General features: G+C 60.5%; 13 protein-coding genes. 9 read left to right on the top strand and 4 right to left on the bottom strand.

Features of this window, described 5'->3' with window-relative positions:
• Positions 1 to 92: 92 nt before the first annotated feature.
• Together ACQKPC_RS16325 and rlmKL are read right to left on the bottom strand one after the other, a co-directional pair.
• Positions 93 to 2,483 (bottom strand): sensor domain-containing diguanylate cyclase, encoded by a 2,391-nt coding sequence (locus tag ACQKPC_RS16325; RefSeq protein WP_427625527.1) that lies wholly within the window; start codon positions 2,481 to 2,483, stop codon positions 93 to 95.
• 142 nt (positions 2,484 to 2,625) lie between these two features.
• Positions 2,626 to 4,896: a bifunctional 23S rRNA (guanine(2069)-N(7))-methyltransferase RlmK/23S rRNA (guanine(2445)-N(2))-methyltransferase RlmL gene (gene rlmKL / locus ACQKPC_RS16320; protein WP_427625526.1), complete on the bottom strand. Its 2,271-nt coding sequence runs from the start codon at positions 4,894 to 4,896 to the stop codon at positions 2,626 to 2,628.
• A gap of 530 nt (positions 4,897 to 5,426) precedes the next feature.
• On the opposite strand from rlmKL, the gene rmf reads away from it, so the two are divergent.
• A complete protein-coding gene (rmf, locus tag ACQKPC_RS16315; protein ID WP_003223300.1) occupies positions 5,427 to 5,642 on the top strand; it encodes a ribosome modulation factor in 216 nt (71 codons plus the stop codon).
• 308 nt (positions 5,643 to 5,950) lie between these two features.
• On the opposite strand, the gene ACQKPC_RS16310 is transcribed toward rmf, so the two are convergent.
• Positions 5,951 to 6,970, bottom strand: a complete 1,020-nt coding sequence (locus tag ACQKPC_RS16310; RefSeq protein WP_427625525.1) for a quinone-dependent dihydroorotate dehydrogenase — start codon at positions 6,968 to 6,970, stop codon at positions 5,951 to 5,953.
• A gap of 230 nt (positions 6,971 to 7,200) precedes the next feature.
• On the opposite strand from ACQKPC_RS16310, the gene ACQKPC_RS16305 reads away from it, so the two are divergent.
• The 8 genes from ACQKPC_RS16305 (at position 7,201) to cobA (ending at position 18,832) form a co-directional block, all read left to right on the top strand.
• On the top strand, positions 7,201 to 8,412 hold the full coding sequence (locus ACQKPC_RS16305; protein WP_427625524.1) for a CmpA/NrtA family ABC transporter substrate-binding protein: 1,212 nt from the start codon (positions 7,201 to 7,203) through the stop codon (positions 8,410 to 8,412).
• 15 nt (positions 8,413 to 8,427) lie between these two features.
• On the top strand, positions 8,428 to 9,003 hold the full coding sequence (locus tag ACQKPC_RS16300) for an ANTAR domain-containing response regulator (protein WP_008006986.1): 576 nt from the start codon (positions 8,428 to 8,430) through the stop codon (positions 9,001 to 9,003).
• Positions 9,004 to 9,279: 276 nt separating this feature from the next.
• On the top strand, positions 9,280 to 10,491 hold the full coding sequence (locus ACQKPC_RS16295) for a nitrate/nitrite transporter (protein ID WP_427625523.1): 1,212 nt from the start codon (positions 9,280 to 9,282) through the stop codon (positions 10,489 to 10,491).
• 7 nt (positions 10,492 to 10,498) lie between these two features.
• Positions 10,499 to 12,169 carry a protein kinase domain-containing protein gene (locus ACQKPC_RS16290; RefSeq protein ID WP_427625522.1) on the top strand — a complete coding sequence of 557 codons (1,671 nt, stop codon included), beginning with the start codon at positions 10,499 to 10,501 and terminating at the stop codon, positions 12,167 to 12,169.
• A 403-nt stretch (positions 12,170 to 12,572) separates the two neighbouring features.
• The gene (nirB, locus tag ACQKPC_RS16285; RefSeq protein ID WP_063343014.1) at positions 12,573 to 15,026 is read left to right on the top strand and encodes a nitrite reductase large subunit NirB; all 2,454 of its coding nucleotides are present in this window, start codon (positions 12,573 to 12,575) and stop codon (positions 15,024 to 15,026) included.
• Positions 15,023 to 15,340, top strand: coding sequence for a nitrite reductase small subunit NirD (gene nirD / locus ACQKPC_RS16280; RefSeq protein ID WP_007902067.1), 318 nt, complete (start codon positions 15,023 to 15,025; stop codon positions 15,338 to 15,340). The genes nirB and nirD overlap by 4 nt, the downstream gene beginning before the upstream one ends.
• The gene (locus ACQKPC_RS16275) at positions 15,340 to 18,054 is read left to right on the top strand and encodes a molybdopterin-dependent oxidoreductase (RefSeq protein WP_427625521.1); all 2,715 of its coding nucleotides are present in this window, start codon (positions 15,340 to 15,342) and stop codon (positions 18,052 to 18,054) included. Before nirD ends, ACQKPC_RS16275 begins: the two co-directional genes overlap by 1 nt.
• A gap of 10 nt (positions 18,055 to 18,064) precedes the next feature.
• Positions 18,065 to 18,832: a uroporphyrinogen-III C-methyltransferase gene (cobA, locus tag ACQKPC_RS16270; protein WP_008074090.1), complete on the top strand. Its 768-nt coding sequence runs from the start codon at positions 18,065 to 18,067 to the stop codon at positions 18,830 to 18,832.
• Positions 18,833 to 19,004: 172 nt separating this feature from the next.
• On the opposite strand, the gene ACQKPC_RS16265 is transcribed toward cobA, so the two are convergent.
• Positions 19,005 to 20,039, bottom strand: coding sequence for an OmpA family protein (locus tag ACQKPC_RS16265; RefSeq protein ID WP_427625520.1), 1,035 nt, complete (start codon positions 20,037 to 20,039; stop codon positions 19,005 to 19,007).
• Positions 20,040 to 20,234 lie beyond the last annotated feature (195 nt).

Below are 20,234 nucleotides of genomic sequence, written 5' to 3'. Positions count from 1 at the left end.
GGAGCGTCCATTGAGGCATTCCCACGCAGAGCGTGGGGACGATCACACAGCCCCCTCGCCACAATTCGCTCCCACAGGGTCCGCATGCTGTCCTAGCTCATCTGCCCCTCAACCCGATCCCTTCCCGCCTGCTTCGCCGCATATACCCCTGAGTCTGCCCGCAACAGCAGCGCATCCGCGCCCTCTCCGGCCCGCCAACTGGCAATCCCGAAACTCGCGGTGACGATCCCGACCTCGTCGATCGGCGCACTGCGCAACCCTTGCCACAACTCCACGGCCAGCACGAGGGCCTGTTCGCCGTCGATATCCGGGCAAAGCACCATGAACTCTTCACCGCCCAGGCGACAGAACACATCGGTGCGCCGCAAGCGACCGCCAATGCGCTCGCACACGGCCTGCAATACCCGATCACCCACGGCATGACCGTGCTGATCGTTGATGCGTTTGAAGTGATCGATGTCGAGCATGATCACCGACAACTCGCCACCACCGCGCTCGACCCGAGCCATTTCGGTGGTCAGGCGCTCCTGGAAGTAGCGACGGTTATGGATCCCGGTCAGGGAGTCGGTCACCGACAGTGCGCGCAATTCCTCTTCCACTCGCTTGAGGTCGGAGATGTCCGAAATGTAGCCATGCCACAGAACACCGCCACCAGGCAGTTCCTCCGGCGTCGCTTCGCCGCGGACCCAACGCAGACCGCGCTCGGGCAATTGCACGCGGTACTCTTCACGCCAGGGGCTGAGGGTGTCCGCCGACGCCAGGATCGAAGCGCGGACCCGGCGCGTGTCCTGAGGATGAATCCGCGCGAACACCGCTTCGGCATTGAGCAACAGCACCTCCGGCTCGAGTTCGTAGATGTCGCGCATACCGTCGCTGGCGTAGATCACGCTGAAGCGCCCATCGAATTCCATCTTGAACTGGTAGATCCCGCCGGGCACATGGGCGCTGAGTTTCTTCAACAACAGGTCACGTGCCGCCAGGGCTTCGTGGACGCGCTTGCGCTCGGTGATATCAATACAGATCGCCAGATGCCCGACCCACAAGCCTTGCTCGTCGAGTACCGGGGCCGCCAGCATGTTCACCGTCAAGTGACTGCCGTCGTGGCGGACCAGTGTCCACTCTCGCGCTTCGTGACCGCCCTCTTCCCCGCCTTCGACCAGCATCGCCTGACACGTCGGGATGGGCTTGCCATAGCGCGCGCTCAACTCGGCCGAGCGCGCTTCGAGTTCCCGGGGCAGATGCAGGCTTTCCAGGGTCATATGGCCTATGACCTGCGCACTGCAATAACCGAGCATTTGCTCTGCACCGGCGTTGAAGGTGCTAATCACCCCGCGCAAGTCGGTGGCGATAATCGCCACCTGAGTCGCGGCATCCAGCACACCGCGCAACTGGCCATGCGTGCCGCGTAACTCTTGCTCACGGTCGTGAAGTTCCCGGGTCCGCTGCTCCACCATTTTCAGCGCTCGCTGGCGCTGGCTGACCAACACATAGAGAAACACACTGAGCAGCAGGCTGAGCAAACCGCCGAGTACCACCAGGCTGGCCACCGAGGAATGGTTGGCTTTCAGGAACGCGGCGCTGGGACGCATATCCACTTGATAGTCATGGTCGGCCAGACGTAGCAAACGCGTGGAGGACAAGCCACTGGCCCCCGCCGTGTTGGCCGACTCATACAACACTTCGTGCTGATCATCGGTGGACATGTCGAGGATACGCACCGAGAGAGAGTCATGATTCTCTTCCGGCAGCCCGTCCGCCAACAACTGACGCATGCTGATCACCGCCATGACATAGCCGGCGGGCGCAGCATTGGGGATGTTCTGATGGATGACCGGAGCCACTAGCAACACGCCCCGCGAATAGGCGGGCTCGATGCCTACCAGATGCAACGGTTGCGACACGGCCATGCGGCCATTGCGATCGGCGCGTTCCAGGGTCGAACGGCGCAGGGGCTGGGCCAGCAGGTCGTAACCCAGCGGCGTGGGCAGTCGGCTTTGGGTTTGGGTGTAGAGCACGGGCACGTACTCATCTCGCAAGCCGGCTGGTTGCAACTGACCATCGGCGTTGAGTTCGCGAAAGGTGAAATCGCTCAATCCCTCTGCGCTCACCGCGCGTTCAAGTAGCGGTCGTTCAGTGCGGGAAACCCGAGGGGCCCAGGAGTAGGCCTGGGTGCGACGCAAAAGAGGTTTGGCGTAACCGTCGAATTCCTCGCGGGACACCGATTCGGAATTGACGAAGAACCGACGCAGGCCGTCAAGGCGCTGCTCCTGATCTTCGAAACGTTCTTCGATACGGCTGTAACGTTCACTGGCGAGCAGCTGGAAACGTTGCCGCAATTGCTGATGAAATTGATTGAACGTCGCCCAGGCCAGCAATCCCGTGAGAATCCCGCCGACAAGCAATGCCAACAGTGCGACCAGCCAGGCCGAAACATCTTCGCGGATAAAACCCAGGATCTTGGGGCGCACGGCGTGCAGCGACATAGATACAACTCAAAACGCCAGGTGCCGGAAAAGCCCATTGGCCATGCATTGAGTTATAGCTATTAGCCACTAATTTGACCAGCACTGAAAGAACCCAAGAGCCTTTAAAAATCAAGGCTCTGGATCCAATCAGGCTCAAGTGTCAGCGAGCAGTGATCTTCCACGCACGGTGGATCTTGCCATTACGGGCAAAATCCGGATCGATGGTCTGGGTGGTGATTTCTTCAACGGCATAACGCTCGGTGAGGTTTTCCTCAAGCGTGAACTTGCGGAAGTTGTTGGAGAAGTACAACACCCCACCCGGCGCCAGACGTGCCATCGCCAAGTCGATCAACTGCACCTGATCACGCTGCACGTCGAAGATCCCTTCCATGCGCTTGGAGTTGGAGAAGGTCGGCGGGTCGATGAAGATCAGGTCGTACTCGTCACGGCAGGCATCGAGCCAGACCATCACATCGCCCTGTTCCAGACGGTTTTTGTCGGAAAAACCGTTCAGCGACAGGTTGCGACGCGCCCAATCCAGATAGGTTTTCGACAGGTCGACGCTGGTGGTGCTGCGCGCACCGCCCTTGGCTGCATGAACGCTGGCGGTCGCGGTGTAGCAATACAGGTTGAGGAAGCGCTTGCCGGCCGCCTCTTTCTGGATTCGCATGCGCATCGGCCGGTGGTCGAGGAACAGCCCGGTGTCGAGGTAGTCGGTGAGGTTCACCAGCAGCTTCACGCCACCTTCGTTGACCTCATTGAACTTGCCCTGTGCGCTCTGGCGTTCGTACTGCTTGGTGCCGCTCTGACGCTCGCGACGTTTGACCACCACGCGGTTCTTGTCGATGTTCAGCGCCTGCGGGATCGCCGCCAGGGCATCGAACATCCGTGCCGAGGCTTTTTCCGGATCGATGGATTTCGGTGCAGCGTATTCCTGAACGTGGACCCAGTCGTGATACAGGTCGATGGCCATGGAATATTCCGGCATGTCGGCATCGTAGACGCGGTAGCAGTCGATACCTTCACGCTTGACCCACTTACCGAGGGCCTTGAGGTTTTTTTGCAGACGGTTGGCAAACATCTGCCCGCCTTCGCTCAAGCGCGGTTGCTCGATCACCACCGGGGCCGGCTTGATCGGGTTGCCGTTCTTGTTGTACTTCTCGTACTTGCCCGGCGCTTCGATGTTCGACGGTGCATCGGACTCGGCCTGTTCGCGCTCGATCTGGCGCTGTTCCGGAGTGCGACGCTCGCCGGTGACAAACTGATCCGGCGTGACCTTGATCAGTAGCAATTTGCACGGCAAGGCGCCGTTCCAGAACGAATACTGTTTGTGGCTGCGGATGCCCATGCGCTTGCCCAGGTCCGGGGCGCCGGTGAACACCGCCGCTTCCCAGTTCAAGCATGCCTGACGCAGACGTTCGCCGAGGTTCTGGTAGAGGTAGAGCAGGCTCGCCTCATCGCCCAGACGCTCGCCGTACGGAGGGTTGCAGATCACCAGGCCTTTCTGGTTCTGGTCCGGCCGCGGCTCGAACGTCGCGACTTCGCCCTGGTAGATCTTGATCCACTCGCTCAGGCCGGCACGTTCGACGTTATTGCGGCCCGGTTGAATCAGGCGCGGGTCAGCTTCGTAACCGCGAATCCACAGCGGTGGCCTGGCCAGGCCAGCTGCGGCGCGTTCGGTGGCTTCTTCGTGAAGTTTTTTCCACAGCGCCGGCACGTGACCGAGCCAGGCGGTGAAGCCCCACTGCTCACGACGCAGGTTCGGCGCCATGTCGGCGGCGATCATCGCGGCTTCGACCAGGAACGTACCGACACCGCACATCGGGTCAGCCAGTGCGCCACCATCGGCGGCAATCCGTGGCCAGCCGGAACGGATCAGAATCGCCGCCGCGAGGTTTTCCTTCAGCGGCGCCGCGCCCTGCTGCAAGCGGTAACCGCGCTGGTGCAAGCTATGGCCGGAAAGGTCGAGAGACAAAATCGCTTCGCCACGGTCCAGGCGCAGGTGAATGCGCAGGTCCGGGTTGAGCTTGTCGATGGACGGACGATCGCCCTGGGGGGTGCGCAGTTTATCGACGATCGCATCCTTGACCTTCAAGGCGCCGAAGTGCGTGTTATCAATGCCCGAACCGTGACCGCTGAATTCGACGGCCAGGGTGCCATCGTTGAGCATGTGGTCTTGCCACTCGATATCCAGCACGCCGTGGTAGAGGTCTTCGGCGTCCTTCATCGGGAAGCGCTTGAGCACCAGCAGCACCCGGTTCGCCAGACGCGACCACAGGCACAGGCGATAGGCGGTTTCCATGGTGGCCATGCCGCGCACAGCCGAGGTGTGCTCACGTGCGTCCTCAAGGCCAAGCCCGACGGCTTCCTCGATGAGCAGGCCTTCAAGGCCTTTGGGGCAAGTGAGGAAGAGTTCGAAACGATCGGACATGGTAATTCCAGAGCCTTTAGCTAAGTGAACCGGCAACGCATTGCCGATCCGGTTTTCAATCAGGCGTTTTTCTAACAGAACGCCCGCGTGGCACGAAGGTGTGCCGTCCCACCCTGACTGCTCGGGTTAAAAGAGCTTAGATGCCAGGGCAGATAAAAAAGTTGATGCAACAAAATGTCATAAGTCGACCCTTCGTCGAATAGTCCCCAAGTGAACGGGTGTCATTCTCGTTAAAGGCCTCAACCCTCTCATCCCGCGCAGGGCCGATCATACCGGGCTTTGGCCAACAAACACGGGACAAATATCGTGTTACTTATGGCCATAGCATCTTTATGGTTACGTTCTTATGACAAAACGATCATTCCCTCGATGTGACGCATTGGTTAGAACTCAACTCAGGTTGACGTCGCAACGGCGTCAACACCTTGGCTCGCGACGCCGGCAGCGAGCCACCAACGGCAGAATTTTTCTGCCTGACCTCGATTGAGGTCGACGCGATAAATACAGTCAACAAGTGAGGGCAACACCCTATGAGAAGACTTAAGCGTGATCCGTTGGAAAGAGCATTTTTGCGCGGATATCAATATGGCGTTGGTGGTAAATCCCGTGAGCTTTGCCCTTTTACTCTACCGTCGGTACGCCAAGCCTGGATCAATGGCTGGCGAGAAGGACGCGGCGACAACTGGGACGGTATGACCGGCACTGCGGGAATCCACAGACTCAACGAACTTCACGCCGTCGGCTAATACAGGGCACACACTCCGACACGACAATCTGATTACGTAATGACTTAACCACGCACGTCCCATCCGGACGGCGGGCTTCGGCCCAGGGGCTCCTTCGAGGAGCCCTTTTTTATGCCTGATCCAAATTCAGCGAAGAAACAATTGTGGCGAGGGGGCTTGCCCCCGTTGGGCTGCGAAGCGGCCCCAAAACCAGACGACGCGGTGAATCAGCGAGAACACGGACACAGGGTTTACGACTGCTTCGCAGCCGAACGGGGGCAAGCCCCCTCGCCACAAAAGCCCTCGCCACAAGTCTCCTACCCAGGGATTTAGCGCAGCGCGGCGATGGCATCCACCGATTCACGAATCAGCGCCGGGCCTTTATAGATAAAGCCAGAGTAAATCTGCACCAGGCTCGCACCCGCGGCAATTTTCTCAGCCGCGTGCTTGCCTTCAGTGATGCCGCCTACGGCGATGATCGGCAGACGACCGGCCAATTCCGCCGCCAGCACTTTAACGGTGTGAGTGCTCTTGTCGCGAACCGGCGCGCCGGACAACCCGCCCGCCTCGTCACCATGCTCCATGCCTTCGACGCCAACGCGGCTCAGGGTGGTGTTGGTGGCAATCACCGCGTCCATCCCGGTTTCGATCAACGCTTGAGCGACTTGAATGGTTTCTTCATCAGTCATGTCCGGCGCGATCTTGATCGCCAGCGGTACATGCTTGCCGTGGCGCAGGGCCAGCTCCGCCCGGCGGGTGGCCAGGTCGGCGAGCAATTGCTTGAGCGAATCACCGAATTGCAGGCTGCGCAGGCCCGGGGTGTTCGGCGAACTGACGTTGACCGTCACGTAGCTGGCGTGGGCATAGACCTTGTCCAGGCAGATCAGGTAGTCATCGACCGCACGCTCAACCGGCGTATCGAAATTCTTGCCGATGTTGATGCCCAGTACGCCCTTGTACTTGGCCGCCGCGACGCGAGCGAGCAAGTGATCGACGCCGAGGTTATTGAAACCCATGCGGTTGATGATCGCCTCGGCGTCCGGCAAGCGGAAAATCCGCGGTTTCGGATTACCCGGTTGCGGACGCGGCGTGATGGTGCCGATTTCGACGAAGCCGAAACCCAATTGGGCAAAACCATCGATCGCCGCGCCGTTCTTGTCCAGACCGGCCGCCAAACCCACCGGGTTCGGGAACTCCAGGCCCATGACCGTTACCGGCAGTTTCGCCGGTGCCTTGCACAGCAAGCCGTTAAGGCCCAAACGCCCGCCCGCGCCGATCAGGTCCAGGGACAGATCGTGGGAGGTTTCCGGGGAAAGTTTGAACAGCAGCTGACGGGCCAGGGTGTACATGGGCAGGCTTGACTCGGTTGGCGATGAGAGGCGGCGATTATAGCCGTGCATCGGGTCCACAGGCGAGGCGCGCAACAAAATCAGCCGGCGATGGCATATGCCTTGCACCAATCACAGGCATCAGCACTCATGCCAACGGCGGGATGAGTGGAAGGACAATGGCGTCGTCACCCGGCTTTGCCCACGCAAAGGCCTTGGGACGACGCTTTTTTTTGGAAGGTGCGAAATCGATGAACGAACCATCAGCCGGCCCACTGGCCTGGGTCAACGGCAGCGATGCCCCGGAAAAGACTGAAATCAACCTCGGCTTCATGGCCCTGAGCGACTGCGCCTCAGTGGTGGTCGCCGCCACTCAGGGCTTTGCCCAACCCTACGGCCTGACCCTGAACCTCAAGCGCCAATCATCCTGGGCCAACCTGCGAGACAAACTGGTCAGCGGCGAACTCGACGCCGCCCACAGCCTGTACGGCCTGATCTACGCCGTGCACCTGGGCATCGGCGGCGTAGCCTCCACCGACATGGCCGTGCTCATGGGCCTGAACCAGAACGGCCAAAGTATCAACCTTTCCCACGGCTTGCAGGCCTTGGGCGTGACCAGTCCTGAAGCACTGGACCGGCACGTGCACCAAAGTCGCCCAAAACTGACCTTCGCTCAGACTTTTCCCACGGGCACCCACGCCATGTGGCTGTATTACTGGCTCGCGAGCCAGGGCATTCATCCGTTGCAGGATGTCGACAGTGTGGTGGTGCCGCCGCCGCAAATGGTCGCGCACCTGCAAGCCGGGCGCATCGACGGTTTCTGCGTCGGCGAGCCGTGGGCGGCCAGTGCGGTGCAGCAGAATCTCGGGTTTACGATGGCCACCAGCCAGACCCTGTGGCCCGATCACCCGGAAAAAGTCCTCGGCTGCACCCGCACCTTTGTCGAGCAATACCCCAACACCGCACGGGCATTGGTGATGGCGATCCTCGAAGCCAGCCGATTCATCGAAGCCAGCCACGAAAATCGCCGCAGCACCGCGCAACTGTTGAGTGCGCCTGAGTATCTGGATGCACCGCTCGACTGCATCGAACCACGCTTGCTCGGTGACTACGCCGACGGTCTGGGCAATCGCTGGCAAGACCCGCACGCCATGCGTTTTCACGGTGGTGGCGAGGTCAATTTTCCGTATTTGTCCGACGGTATGTGGTTCATGACCCAGTTCCGTCGCTGGGGTTTGTTGCGTGACGACCCGGATTACCTCGGCGTGGCCCGTCAGGTCCAGCAACTAGACTTATACCGTGAGGCCGCCACCGCTGTCGGCGTGCCCGCCCGGAGCCAGGAAATGCGCAACAGTCAATTGATCGACGGCAAAGTCTGGGACGGCTCGGACCCGGCCGGCTATGCCCGCAGCTTCACGCTGCACGCCATGAGCGACAGCGCTCCCCTTCTCGCCAGCCGCTGACAGGAGCCTGCGAATATGTTGCGTATCCTGCTGATCAATGACACAGCGAAAAAAGTCGGGCGTCTGAAGGCGGCTCTGACCGAAGCCGGGTTCGAGGTCATCGACGAGTCCGGCCTGACCATTGACCTGCCCGCGCGCGTCGAAACGGTGCGTCCGGACGTGATCCTGATCGATACCGAGTCACCGAGCCGCGATGTGATGGAGCAAGTGGTGCTGGTGACCCGTGACCAACCACGGCCGATTGTGATGTTCACCGACGAGCACGACCCCGACGTGATGCGCCGCGCAATCAAGTCCGGCGTCAGTGCCTACATCGTCGAAGGCATTCACGCACAACGCTTGCAGCCGATTCTCGACGTGGCCATGGCGCGCTTTGAAAGCGACCAGGCCCTGCGCGCGCAACTGCACGCTCGCGACCAGCAACTGGCCGAGCGCAAGCGCATCGAGCTGGCCAAGGGGCTGCTGATGAAGATGAAGGACTGCAACGAAGAAGAGGCCTACACCCTGATGCGCCGCCAAGCCATGAGCCGCCAGCAGAAGCTGATACAGGTGGCGGAGCAGATTATTGCCATGAGTGAACTGCTTGGCTGAGGTATTGCGGTGCCTGTCAGGGCCTGCTCGCGATTGGCCGCAACTCGGTCTCAAACAGTTGGCACAGATCTCGCTAGGTAATCACCGCAAGGTAACCAACGGCGGTTGCCCCACCTACGACGAAGACGTCGCTCACCTCATTCGCCCCCTGGCGGATCGGGTAGCGGCGTTTTTTCGTTTTGGCCCCAGAGACCGGGGCCGGTGGTGCGGCCGTAGCGGCGCCCCACCCGCAAGCTCATGACTCCTTCTTGATACGCCTGACAGCTGAGGTGCGCGATGAATTCAAGCTTCTGGAAATCCGGCCATACCCCGACACTGTTCGCAGCCTTCCTCTATTTCGATCTGAGCTTCATGGTCTGGTACCTGCTCGGCCCTCTGGCGGTGCAGATCGCCGCTGATCTGCACCTGACCACCCAACAGCGCGGGCTGGTGGTGGCCACGCCGATTCTGGCCGGGGCCGTATTGCGCTTTGCGATGGGCCTGCTGGCTGATCGCCTTTCGCCAAAAACCGCCGGGATAATCGGCCAGGTGATCGTCATCTGCGCCCTGTTCGTCGCCTGGAAAGTCGGCATCCACAGTTACGAGCAAGCGCTGTTGCTGGGTCTGTTCCTCGGCATGGCCGGTGCGTCCTTCGCCGTCGCCCTGCCGTTGGCCTCGCAATGGTATCCGCCGCAGCACCAAGGCAAAGCCATGGGCATCGCCGGTGCCGGTAACTCGGGCACCGTGCTGGCCGCCTTGATCGCTCCGGTGCTGGCCGCCGCATTTGGCTGGAGCAACGTGTTCGGATTCGCCCTGATCCCGCTGATCCTGACCCTGATCGTCTTCACCTGGCTGGCCAAAAATGCACCCGAGCGCCCGAAAGCCAAGTCCGTGTCTGACTATTTCAAGGCCCTGGGTGATCGCGACAGCTGGTGGTTCATGTTTTTCTACAGCGTAACCTTCGGCGGTTTCATCGGTCTGGCCAGCGCCCTGCCCGGCTACTTCAACGACCAGTACGGCCTGAGCCCGGTGACTGCCGGCTACTACACTGCTGCTTGTGTGTTCGGTGGCAGCCTGATGCGTCCGTTGGGTGGCGCGCTGGCGGATCGCTTCGGCGGGATTCGCACCCTGCTGGCGATGTACACCGTGGCAGCGATCTGCATTGCAACGGTAGGTTTCAATCTGCCGAGCTCCTACGCCGCGTTGGCGCTTTTCGTCTGCACTATGCTCGGTTTGGGTGCAGGAAACGGTGCGGTATTCCAGTTGGTCCCGCAGCGTTTTCGTCGGGAGATCGGTGTGATGACCGGCCTGATTGGCATGGCCGGCGGCATCGGTGGCTTCGCACTGGCGGCCGGCATGGGCGCGATCAAGCAAAGCACCGGCAGCTATCAAATGGCCTTGTGGTTGTTCGCCAGCCTCGGCGTACTCGCCTGGTTTGGTCTGCATGGTGTGAAACGTCGCTGGAGAACCACTTGGGGTTCGGCAGCCGTTACCGCAGCACGGGTGTGAGGACTGAATGAGCCTGCAACTGAGCTTCGCCGAACACAGCGCCATCGGCCCCCGCGAGGAGAACCAGGACGCTGTGCGCCTGGTCACTCCGGCCCCGGCGCTGGCGGCAAGCAAGGGTTACCTGTTCGCCATCGCCGACGGCGTCAGCCAATGTGCCGATGGCGGGCTCGCAGCCCGTTCGACCTTGCAGGCCTTGGCGCTGGACTACTACGCCACCCCGGAAACCTGGGGTGTCGCCCAGGCATTGGACCGTCTGCTACTGGCGCAAAACCGCTGGTTGCAGGCGAACGGCGGCGGGCAACCGCTGCTCACCACGGTCAGTGCCTTGGTGATGCGCGGCCGGCGTTTCACCCTGGCGCATGTCGGCGATTGCCGGGTTTATCGCTGGCACGCAGACACACTGCAACGGGTGAGTGAGGATCACGTCTGGGACCAGCCGGGCATGCAGCATGTGCTCAAACGGGCCCTTGGGCTGGATCAACACCTGGTGCTGGACTTTCTCGATGGTGAACTGCGCCTGAACGAGAGTTTCGTGCTGCTCAGCGACGGCATCTGGGCCGTGCTGGGCGACACGGCCATTGCGGCGATTCTGCGCGATCAACCCGACCTGAACAGTGCCGCGCAGACCCTGGTCAACGCTGCACATCTGGCCGGCAGTCAGGACAACGCCAGCGCCCTGTTGGTGCGGGTCGATGCCCTCGGTGAAACCAGCATTGGCGACGCGCTGATTCATCTGCAGCAATGGCCGCTCCCGCCTGCGCTGAAACCGGGCCAGACTTTCGAAGGCTGGCAGGTCGAAGGGATCCTCGGCCAGAGCCAACAATCGCTGCTCTACCGGGTGCGCGACGCACAACAACAGCCCTGGCTGCTGAAAACCTTGCCCAGTGCGCTCCGTGACGATCACCAGGCCGGGCAGGCGTTGTTGTCGGAGGAATGGTTTCTCAAGCGTGTGGCCGGGCGGCACTTCCCTGAAGTCCATGCCGCCAGTCAGCGTCAGCATTTGTACTACGTGATGCGGGAATATTGCGGGTCGACCTTGGCTGAGCTGCATGAGCGTGTCGCAACGCTGCCATTGGCTCAATGGCTGGACCTGGCCGAACGCCTGCTGCGGGCCATCGGCATATTGCATCGACGGCAAATTCTGCATCGCGATATCAAACCGGAGAACCTGCTGCTGGGGGACGACGGTGAGCTGCGCCTGCTGGATTTCGGCCTCGCCTACTGCCCCGGGCTGTCCGAAGATCAAGCCTGCGCACTACCCGGAACACCCAGCTATATCGCGCCGGAAGCTTTTCGAGGTGATCCTCCTACACCACAGCAGGATTTGTATGCGGTCGGCGTGACCTTGTATTACCTGCTGACCGGGCATTATCCCTACGGCGAAATCGAAGCATTCCAGCGCCCTCGGTTTGGTATGCCTGTCAGCGCCAGTCGCTACCGGCCCGACCTGCCGGATTGGATTGCGCAAAGTCTGGAGCGCGCGGTGGCGGCAGCTCCGGATCAGCGCTTTGAAACGGCGGAAGAATGGTTATTGCTACTGGAACAGGGAGAACGTCGCAGTTTGAGCGTGCGCCCCAGACCGTTGCTGGAGCGCGAACCGCTGAAAGTCTGGCGGACGTTGGCGCTTGTGTCGTTGCTGGTGAATCTGGTGCTGCTGTTTTTGCTGTTTCATGGTTGAGTTTTTCACTTCACCCAAAAGATCAAAAGATCGCAGCCTGCGGCAGCTCCTACGGGTGCCCACGATCTCCTGCGGGAGCTGCCGTAGGCTGCGATCTTTTGACTTTTCTGCTTCAAAACCGGGCATAGCGCATTGAACCGGTGCACACAAACACCCTCCTCCCGTGCTGAGAGCCCATAAATTCCGCATTTGTGCGACTTGGCACAACCACTGCATTACCTTTCCCAACATACATAAAGCCCAACCTTCAACGTAGAAGGCTGCGCTGCCCGAGAGAACGGGACAAGGACAAAGGCGTCCTCGCTAGTTAACTAGCGGGACGCCTTTTTTTGTTTGCGCAAAATTTTGTCGAGCAAGGCCTGAATGCCCTGATGAGGCAGGCCCGAGCTCCCCGGAGAACCTGATGAAAAAACTAAAATTAGTGATGATCGGCAACGGCATGGCCGGGGTTCGTACCCTGGAAGAACTGCTCAAGCTGAGTAATGAGCTGTACGACATCACGGTCTTCGGCGCCGAACCCCATACCAACTACAACCGCATCCTGCTGTCGCCCGTATTGGCTGGCGAACAGACCTTCGAAGAGATCGTGCTCAACGACCTGGACTGGTACCTGGAAAACAACATCAAGCTGCTGCTCAACCGTAAAGTGGTGGAGATCGACCGGGTCAAACGTCGGGTCATCGCCGAAGACGGCACCGAGGCCGAATACGACCGCCTGCTGATTGCCACCGGTTCGACCCCGTTCATCCTGCCAATCCCCGGCAACACCTTGCAGGGCGTGATCGGCTACCGCGACATTGCCGACACCCAGGCGATGATCGACACCGCCAAGACCCACAAGCACGCCGTAGTCATCGGCGGCGGCCTGCTGGGCCTTGAAGCCGCCAACGGCCTGATGCTGCGCGGCATGCACGTCACCGTGGTGCACATCGGCGAATGGCTGCTGGAACGGCAACTGGACAAAACCAGCGGCCAACTCCTGCAAACCGCCCTGGAAGCCCGAGGCCTGCATTTCCGCCTGTGCGAACAGACCCAGGCCCTGCACGATGCCGGCAATGGCCGGGTCGGCTCGGTTGAGTTCAAGAACGGCGACATCATCCCGGCCGATCTGGTGGTGATGGCCGCTGGTATTCGTCCCAACACCGAGCTCGCGGAAAAATCCGGCATCCCGTGCAGCCGCGGGATTCTGGTCAACGACACCCTGCAAACCTACGACCCACGGGTCTACGCCATCGGCGAATGCGCCAGCCACCGTGGCATCGCCTACGGCCTGGTCGCGCCGCTGTTCGAACAGGCCAAGGTGTGCGCCAACCACCTCGCCCAACTGGGTTTCGCCACCTACAAGGGCTCGGTGACGTCGACCAAATTGAAAGTCACCGGCATCGACCTGTTTTCCGCCGGCGACTTCATGGGCGGCGAAGGCACCGAGACCATCACCCTCTCCGACCCGATCGGTGGGGTCTACAAAAAACTGGTGATCAAGGATGACGTGCTGGTCGGGGCTTGTCTGTACGGCGATACGGCAGATGGCGGTTGGTATTTCCGGCAGATCCGTGAGAACCACGCCATCGGCGAGATCCGCGATCACCTGATGTTCGGCGAAAACGCCTTGGGCGACGTAGGACACCAGGGCCAGGACAAAGCCATGAGCATGGCCGACACCGCCGAAGTCTGCGGCTGCAATGGCGTGTGCAAAGGCACCATCGTCAAGGCCATCCAGGAACATGGCCTGTTCAGCGTCGATGACGTGAAAAAACATACCAAAGCTGCCAGTTCTTGCGGCTCCTGCGCCGGCCTCGTCGAGCAGATCCTGATCAACACCGTGGGCGGTGCGGCGGACGTCAAGCCGAAAAGCGAGAAAGCCATCTGCGGTTGCAGTGACCTCAATCACGGGCAAATCCGCCAGGCCATCCGCGACCAGCACCTGCTGACCATCGCCGGCACTATGAGCTACTTGAACTGGCGCACCCCGAACGGTTGCGCCACGTGCCGTCCGGCGCTCAACTACTACCTGATTTCCACTTGGCCGGGCGAAGCCAAGGACGATCCACAATCGCGCCTGATCAACGAACGCGCCCACGCCAACATTCAGAAAGACGGCACTTACTCTGTAGTCCCGCGGATGTGGGGCGGTGTGACCAATCCTTCAGAGCTGCGGCGCATTGCCGACGTGGCCGACAAGTACAACGTGCCGATGGTCAAGGTCACCGGCGGCCAGCGCATCGACTTGCTGGGGATCAAAAAGCAGGACCTGCCAGGCGTCTGGAAAGACCTGGACATGCCGTCCGGTCACGCCTACGGCAAATCCATCCGCACGGTAAAAACCTGTGTCGGCAGCGAGTTCTGCCGCTTCGGCACCCAGAACTCCACGCAACTGGGCATCGAGCTTGAGCACGACCTGTTCAACATGTGGTCGCCGCACAAAGTGAAACTGGCCGTCTCCGGTTGCCCACGCAACTGCTCGGAAGCGGGGATCAAAGACGTCGGAATTATCGGCGTGGATTCCGGCTGGGAGATGTACATCGGTGGCAACGGCGGGATCAAAACCGAAGTCGCGGAATTCTTCGTCAAACTGAAAACCGCCGAAGAAGTGCGCGAGTACAACGGCGCGTTCCTGCAGCTGTATCGCGAAGAAGCCTTCTACCTTGAGCGCACCGTGCACTACCTGCAACGGGTCGGTATGGAACACATCAAGAAAGCCGTGCTGGAAGACCCGGAACGGCGCAAGGCATTGAATGATCGCCTGCAATTTTCCCTGTCGTTCGAGCAGGATCCCTGGAAGGAACGCCTCGAACAGCCGCTGCTGAAAAAAGAATTCGAGGTCATTCCCGTGAAGAACCTGGAGGTGCAGGCATGAACTGGCTGGATATCTGCGCACTGGAAGAGATCAACACCCTTGGCTCGCGGATCATCGCGGGCCCGAAAGGCGACATCGCGATTTTTCGTACGAGTGACGATGAGGTTTTCGCCCTCGACGATCGCTGCCCGCACAAGGGCGGGCCGCTGTCCCAGGGTTTGATCTATGGCAAACGAGTGGCCTGCCCGCTGCACAACTGGCAGATCGACCTGGAAACCGGCGAGGCCCAGGCCCCTGATATTGGCTGCGCCCACCATCATTCGGCACGGGTCGAGAATGGCCGGGTGCTGCTGGCCCTGCGGGAAGCAAGCTGATGAACCAGATCACCGCCTCCACCTGCTGCTACTGCGGGGTCGGCTGTGGTGTGCTGATCGAGCACGACGGCGAGCGCATCCTCGGCGTCAGCGGCGATCCGGCACACCCGGCCAACTTCGGCAAGTTGTGCAGTAAAGGTTCGACCCTGCACCTGACTGGCGACCTGACGGCACGGGCGTTGTACCCGGAACTGCGCTTGGGCAAAGGCCTGGCCCGCAGCCGCACCGACTGGGACACTGCCCTCGATCACGCCGCCAACGTCTTCGCCGAAACCATCGCCGAGCATGGCCCGGACAGCGTTGCGTTCTATATCTCCGGGCAGTTGCTGACCGAGGATTACTACGCCTTCAACAAACTGGCGCGAGCGCTGGTGGGCACCAACAACATCGACAGTAATTCACGGCTGTGCATGTCTTCAGCCGTGGTCGGCTACAAGCGCAGCCTCGGCGCCGACGCCCCGCCCTGCAACTACGAAGACCTGGAATTGAGCGACTGCGTGATGATCGTCGGCAGCAACATGGCCTACGCCCACCCGGTCCTGTTTCGTCGCCTGGAAGAAGCGAAATCCCGCCGCCCACAGATGAAAGTCATCGTCATCGACCCACGGCGCACCGACACCTGCGATTTGGCTGACATGCATTTGGCGATTCTGCCTGGCACCGATGTCGCCTTGTTCCATGGGATTTTGCACCTGTTGCTGTGGGAAGACTGGGTCGACCGCGACTTCATCAAGGCCCACACCGAAGGCCTGGCCGAGCTGAAAAACCTGGTGCGTGATTACACCCCGACAATGGCGTCGCAACTCTGCGGCATCAGCGTCGAGCAACTGCATCAATGCGCGCAATGGGTCGGCACTTCGCCGAGCTTTCTGTCGCTGTGGTGCATGGGGCTGAATCAGTCCACTGCCGGCAGCGCGAAGAACAGCGCGTTGATCAACCTGCACCTGGCTACCGGGCAAATCGGCCGGCCCGGTGCAGGACCTTTCTCGCTGACTGGTCAGCCAAATGCCATGGGCGGCCGGGAAACCGGCAGTTTGTCGAACCTGCTGCCAGGCCATCGCGAAGCGGCCAATGCCGAACACCGCGCGCAAGTGGCTGACTACTGGGGCGTTGATCAACTGCCCGCGAACACCGGACTGACGGCCATCGAACTGTTCGAGCAGATGCGCAGCGGCAAGATCAAAGCCCTGTGGATCGCCTGCACTAACCCTGCACAGTCGCTGCCGGACCAGACCGCTGTGCGCGAGGCACTGCAAGCCTGTCCGTTCGTGGTGTTGCAGGAAGCCTTTCGCACCACCGAAACCGCCGCGTTCGCCGACCTGCTGTTGCCCGCCGCCAGTTGGGGTGAAAAGGACGGCACGGTCACCAACTCCGAACGGCGCATTTCCCACGTCCGTCAGGCTATCGGCGCACCCGGTGAAGCACGGCCCGACTGGTCGATCACCATGGATTTCGCACAGCGCCTGGAAAAACATCTGCGCCCTGGAGCCACCAGCCTGTTTGCCTTTGAAACCCCGGCGCAGGTCTTCGACGAATACAAACACCTGACTCGCGGCCGCGACCTCGACCTCTCCGGAATCAGCCATGCGCTGATCGACCAGCTCGGCCCGCAGCAATGGCCCTTCCCCGCCGGGGCCCGCGAAGGCACGGCGCGGCTGTATCTCGACGGAGTTTTCCCGACCGCCAGCGGGCGTGCACAGTTCATCACCGACCCGTATCGCGCCGCCAAGGAACAACGCGATGCGCGCTTCCCGCTGACCCTGATCACCGGCCGCCTGCGCGATCAATGGCACGGCATGAGCCGCACCGGCACCGCCGCGCAGCTATTCGGCCATGTCAGTGAAGCCGTGTTGAGCCTGCACCCGGATGAACTGCGTCGGCATCGCCTGCAACCGGGCGATCTGATCAATCTGAAAAGTCGCCGGGGCTCGGTGATCGTGCCGGTCAGCAGCGATGACAGCGTACGTCCGGGCCAGGCATTCATGCCGATGCACTGGGGCGACCGCTTTCTCAAGGGCGGCGTGAATACCCTCACCCTTCCCGCCTTCGACCCATTGTCGAAACAACCGGAACTCAAACACAGCGGTGTGCGACTCGAGCCTGTGCAATTGCCTTGGCAGCTTTTCGCCCTGATAGAGGGTGATGTTCAACAGCACTTAGAGACGCTGCGACCGCTCTGCGAGGCGTTTTCCTACGCAAGCCTCAGTCTTACCGGCCGTGAACGCCCTGCACTGCTGATACGCGCCGCCAGCGCCACCGCGCCAGAGCCACAGCTGTTACGTGATATCGATCAATACCTGGGGCTCAACGACGGCCCGGTATTGGCCTACGACGATCCTCGGCGCTCGATCGGCAAACGGGTACGCATCGAAAACGGCCGGATCACCGCGATTCGCCTGGCCGGTGAAACGCTGGCCCAACACTGGCTGCAAAGTCTGTGGCTCGAAGGTCGCGCCGACGAACAGCTACGCCGTTGGCTGCTGGCGCCTTTGAGTGCGCCACCGGGCAGCGCTGGCGGTCCGGCATCGGGCACCAAAACCCTGTGCAACTGCATGAACGTCAGCCAGAACGCGGTGTGTGCCGGCATTGGCCGTGGCCTGGATTTGCAGGGTTTGAAACAAGAACTGGGTTGTGGCACGCAATGCGGCTCCTGCGTCCCGGAAATCAAGCGTTTGCTGGCCGCCACCGCGCAGCCAGTCGCCGTCATCTCGTGAGGAAAACACTATGAGCGCAAAAGTCTGGCTGGTGGGTGCGGGTCCTGGCGACCCTGAATTGCTGACCCTCAAGGCGGTTCGAGCGTTGCGCGAAGCGGACGTGGTGCTGATCGACGATCTGGTCAATGAGGCGGTGCTGGAGCATTGCCCGAACGCGCGAATCATTCCTGTGGGTAAACGCGGTGGCTGTCGCTCCACACCTCAAGCCTTCATTCATCGCCTGATGTTGCGTTATACCCGTCACGGCAAATGCGTGGTGCGGCTCAAGGGTGGTGATCCGTGCATCTTCGGGCGCGGCGGTGAGGAAGCGCAGTGGCTGCGTGAGCGTGGCGTCGAGGTTGAACTGGTCAATGGCATCACCGCTGGCCTTGCCGGTGCGACCCAATGCGATATTCCGCTGACGCTGAGGGGTGTCGCGCGTGGTGTGACACTGGTCACCGCACACACTCAGGATGACAGCAGCCTGAACTGGCAGGCCCTGGCACAAGGGGGCACAACACTGGTGATTTATATGGGCGTGGCGAAGCTCAGTGAAATTCGTGAGCAACTGCTGGCCGGCGGAATGGCTGCCGATACGCCTGTGGCGATGATCGAAAATGCTTCCCTGCCGCATCAACGGGAATGTCGGAGCGACTTGGCAGCCATGGAAAACGATGCCTGTGACTTCCAGCTCAAAAGCCCGGCGATCCTCGTGATCGGTGCTGTGGCGGCCTGCGATGAGATCAAAAGATCGCAACCTGCGGCAGCTCCTGCATTGGCTCGGTGTTTATCCTTGTAAGGATCAAAAGATCGCAGCCTGCGGCAGCTCCTACATGGATTTGGCATTTAGCCCTGTAGGAGCTGCCGCAGGCTGCGATCTTTTCGGAACACCGCCAAAACCTCGCTGAAACCCAAATCGCAGACAAAGAAAAGCCCGGCCTAAGCCGGGCTTTTCCAGAGCTGCGAGCTAATTACTTAGCGCTAGCTTCAACCTGCGCTTCTACGCGACGGTTTACAGCGCGACCAGCTTCAGTTTTGTTGTCAGCAACTGGGCGGGATTCGCCGTAGCCAACAGACTGAACGCGGGACGATTCAACACCGTACTGGTTGGTCAGAACTTGCTTAACGGCGTTTGCACGACGCTCGGACAGTTTCTGGTTGTAAGCGTCAGGACCGACGGAGTCAGTGTGACCTTCAACAGTAGTAGTGGTGGATGGGTACTGCTTCATGAAGTCAGCCAGGTTTTTGATGTCGCCGTAGCTGTTAGGCTTGACTACCGACTTGTCGAAGTCGAACTTCACGTCCAGCTCAACACGAACAACTTCAGCAACTGCTGGGCAGCCATCAGCGTCAACAGTTACGTTGGCTGGGGTGTCCGGGCACTTGTCAACGTTGTCGCAAACGCCATCGTTGTCGCTGTCAGCGCAGACTTCAGCTGGTGCTGGAACTGGAGCAGCAGCAGGCTTGGAGCCGCCACCGAAGTTCACACCGATACCGACGCTTGGAGCCCACTCGGTGTCGCCCTGGTCGATGTTGTATTGAGCTTCAACGCCAGCACGGGCGTAGAAGTTGTCGGTGAAGTACAGCTTGGCACCGCCGCCAACGTTGGCGAAGGTGGAACCGTTACGACCACCGGAACCGTTCTGACCGATGCTCTGGTCGGAGAAACCAGCCGATACGTATGGACGCAGCATGTCGCCCGGGTTGTTGAAGTGGTACAGAGCATCCAGAGCAGTGTTGGAGCCCTTGATGTTACGGCCATCTTCGGCACGTGCGTTGTGCACTTCGTCGTAGGCCAGACGCAGTTCAACGTCGTCGGTCAGGAAGTAACCGATCGAACCGCCGAACAGGTTGCCGTTGTTCTTGAAGTCACGAGCGCTATCGAACATTTCTTTCTTAGCGAAGCCTTCGATTTCAACTGCGCCTTGGCCTTGTGCCAGAGCGCCGAACGAAGTGGCAGCAATAAGAGAACCAATGGCCAAGCCCAAGGTGTTTTTCAGTTTCATCCGTTAAATCCCCATCTGGTGATTGTGAAGCAGTCCCGCAAACCGGGGGACAACTCGGCGGCAAGTCTATCAGAACTTGCCTACACGTAAGAGATATTTGGTGCGTCATTTGCCGCGCATTAAATCCTGCGCGTCACAGCGAGCCACACAATGACTGCAATCGAGCTGCCACTATAAATGAAGCACAGCGCTGAG

The sequence above is a fragment of the Pseudomonas sp. NPDC089918 genome, from assembly GCF_050280605.1.
In the GTDB taxonomy this organism is placed as follows: Bacteria; Pseudomonadota; Gammaproteobacteria; order Pseudomonadales; family Pseudomonadaceae; genus Aquipseudomonas.
This window is presented reverse-complemented; position numbering and strand designations above follow the sequence as displayed.

Excerpts from the sequence above, each read along its gene's own strand:
- ACQKPC_RS16305 (WP_427625524.1), top strand. The coding sequence starts at position 7,201 with ATGAACGAACCATCAGCCGGCCCACTGGCCTGGGTCAACGGCAGCGAT.
- cobA (WP_008074090.1), top strand. The coding sequence starts at position 18,065 with ATGAGCGCAAAAGTCTGGCTGGTGGGTGCGGGTCCTGGCGACCCTGAA.
- ACQKPC_RS16290 (WP_427625522.1), top strand. The coding sequence starts at position 10,499 with ATGAGCCTGCAACTGAGCTTCGCCGAACACAGCGCCATCGGCCCCCGC.
- ACQKPC_RS16300 (WP_008006986.1), top strand. The coding sequence starts at position 8,428 with ATGTTGCGTATCCTGCTGATCAATGACACAGCGAAAAAAGTCGGGCGT.
- ACQKPC_RS16275 (WP_427625521.1), top strand. The coding sequence starts at position 15,340 with ATGAACCAGATCACCGCCTCCACCTGCTGCTACTGCGGGGTCGGCTGT.
- rlmKL (WP_427625526.1), bottom strand. The coding sequence starts at position 4,896 with ATGTCCGATCGTTTCGAACTCTTCCTCACTTGCCCCAAAGGCCTTGAA.
- nirD (WP_007902067.1), top strand. The coding sequence starts at position 15,023 with ATGAACTGGCTGGATATCTGCGCACTGGAAGAGATCAACACCCTTGGC.
- nirB (WP_063343014.1), top strand. The coding sequence starts at position 12,573 with ATGAAAAAACTAAAATTAGTGATGATCGGCAACGGCATGGCCGGGGTT.
- ACQKPC_RS16325 (WP_427625527.1), bottom strand. The coding sequence starts at position 2,483 with ATGTCGCTGCACGCCGTGCGCCCCAAGATCCTGGGTTTTATCCGCGAA.
- ACQKPC_RS16265 (WP_427625520.1), bottom strand. The coding sequence starts at position 20,039 with ATGAAACTGAAAAACACCTTGGGCTTGGCCATTGGTTCTCTTATTGCT.
- ACQKPC_RS16295 (WP_427625523.1), top strand. The coding sequence starts at position 9,280 with ATGAATTCAAGCTTCTGGAAATCCGGCCATACCCCGACACTGTTCGCA.
- ACQKPC_RS16310 (WP_427625525.1), bottom strand. The coding sequence starts at position 6,970 with ATGTACACCCTGGCCCGTCAGCTGCTGTTCAAACTTTCCCCGGAAACC.
- rmf (WP_003223300.1), top strand. The coding sequence starts at position 5,427 with ATGAGAAGACTTAAGCGTGATCCGTTGGAAAGAGCATTTTTGCGCGGA.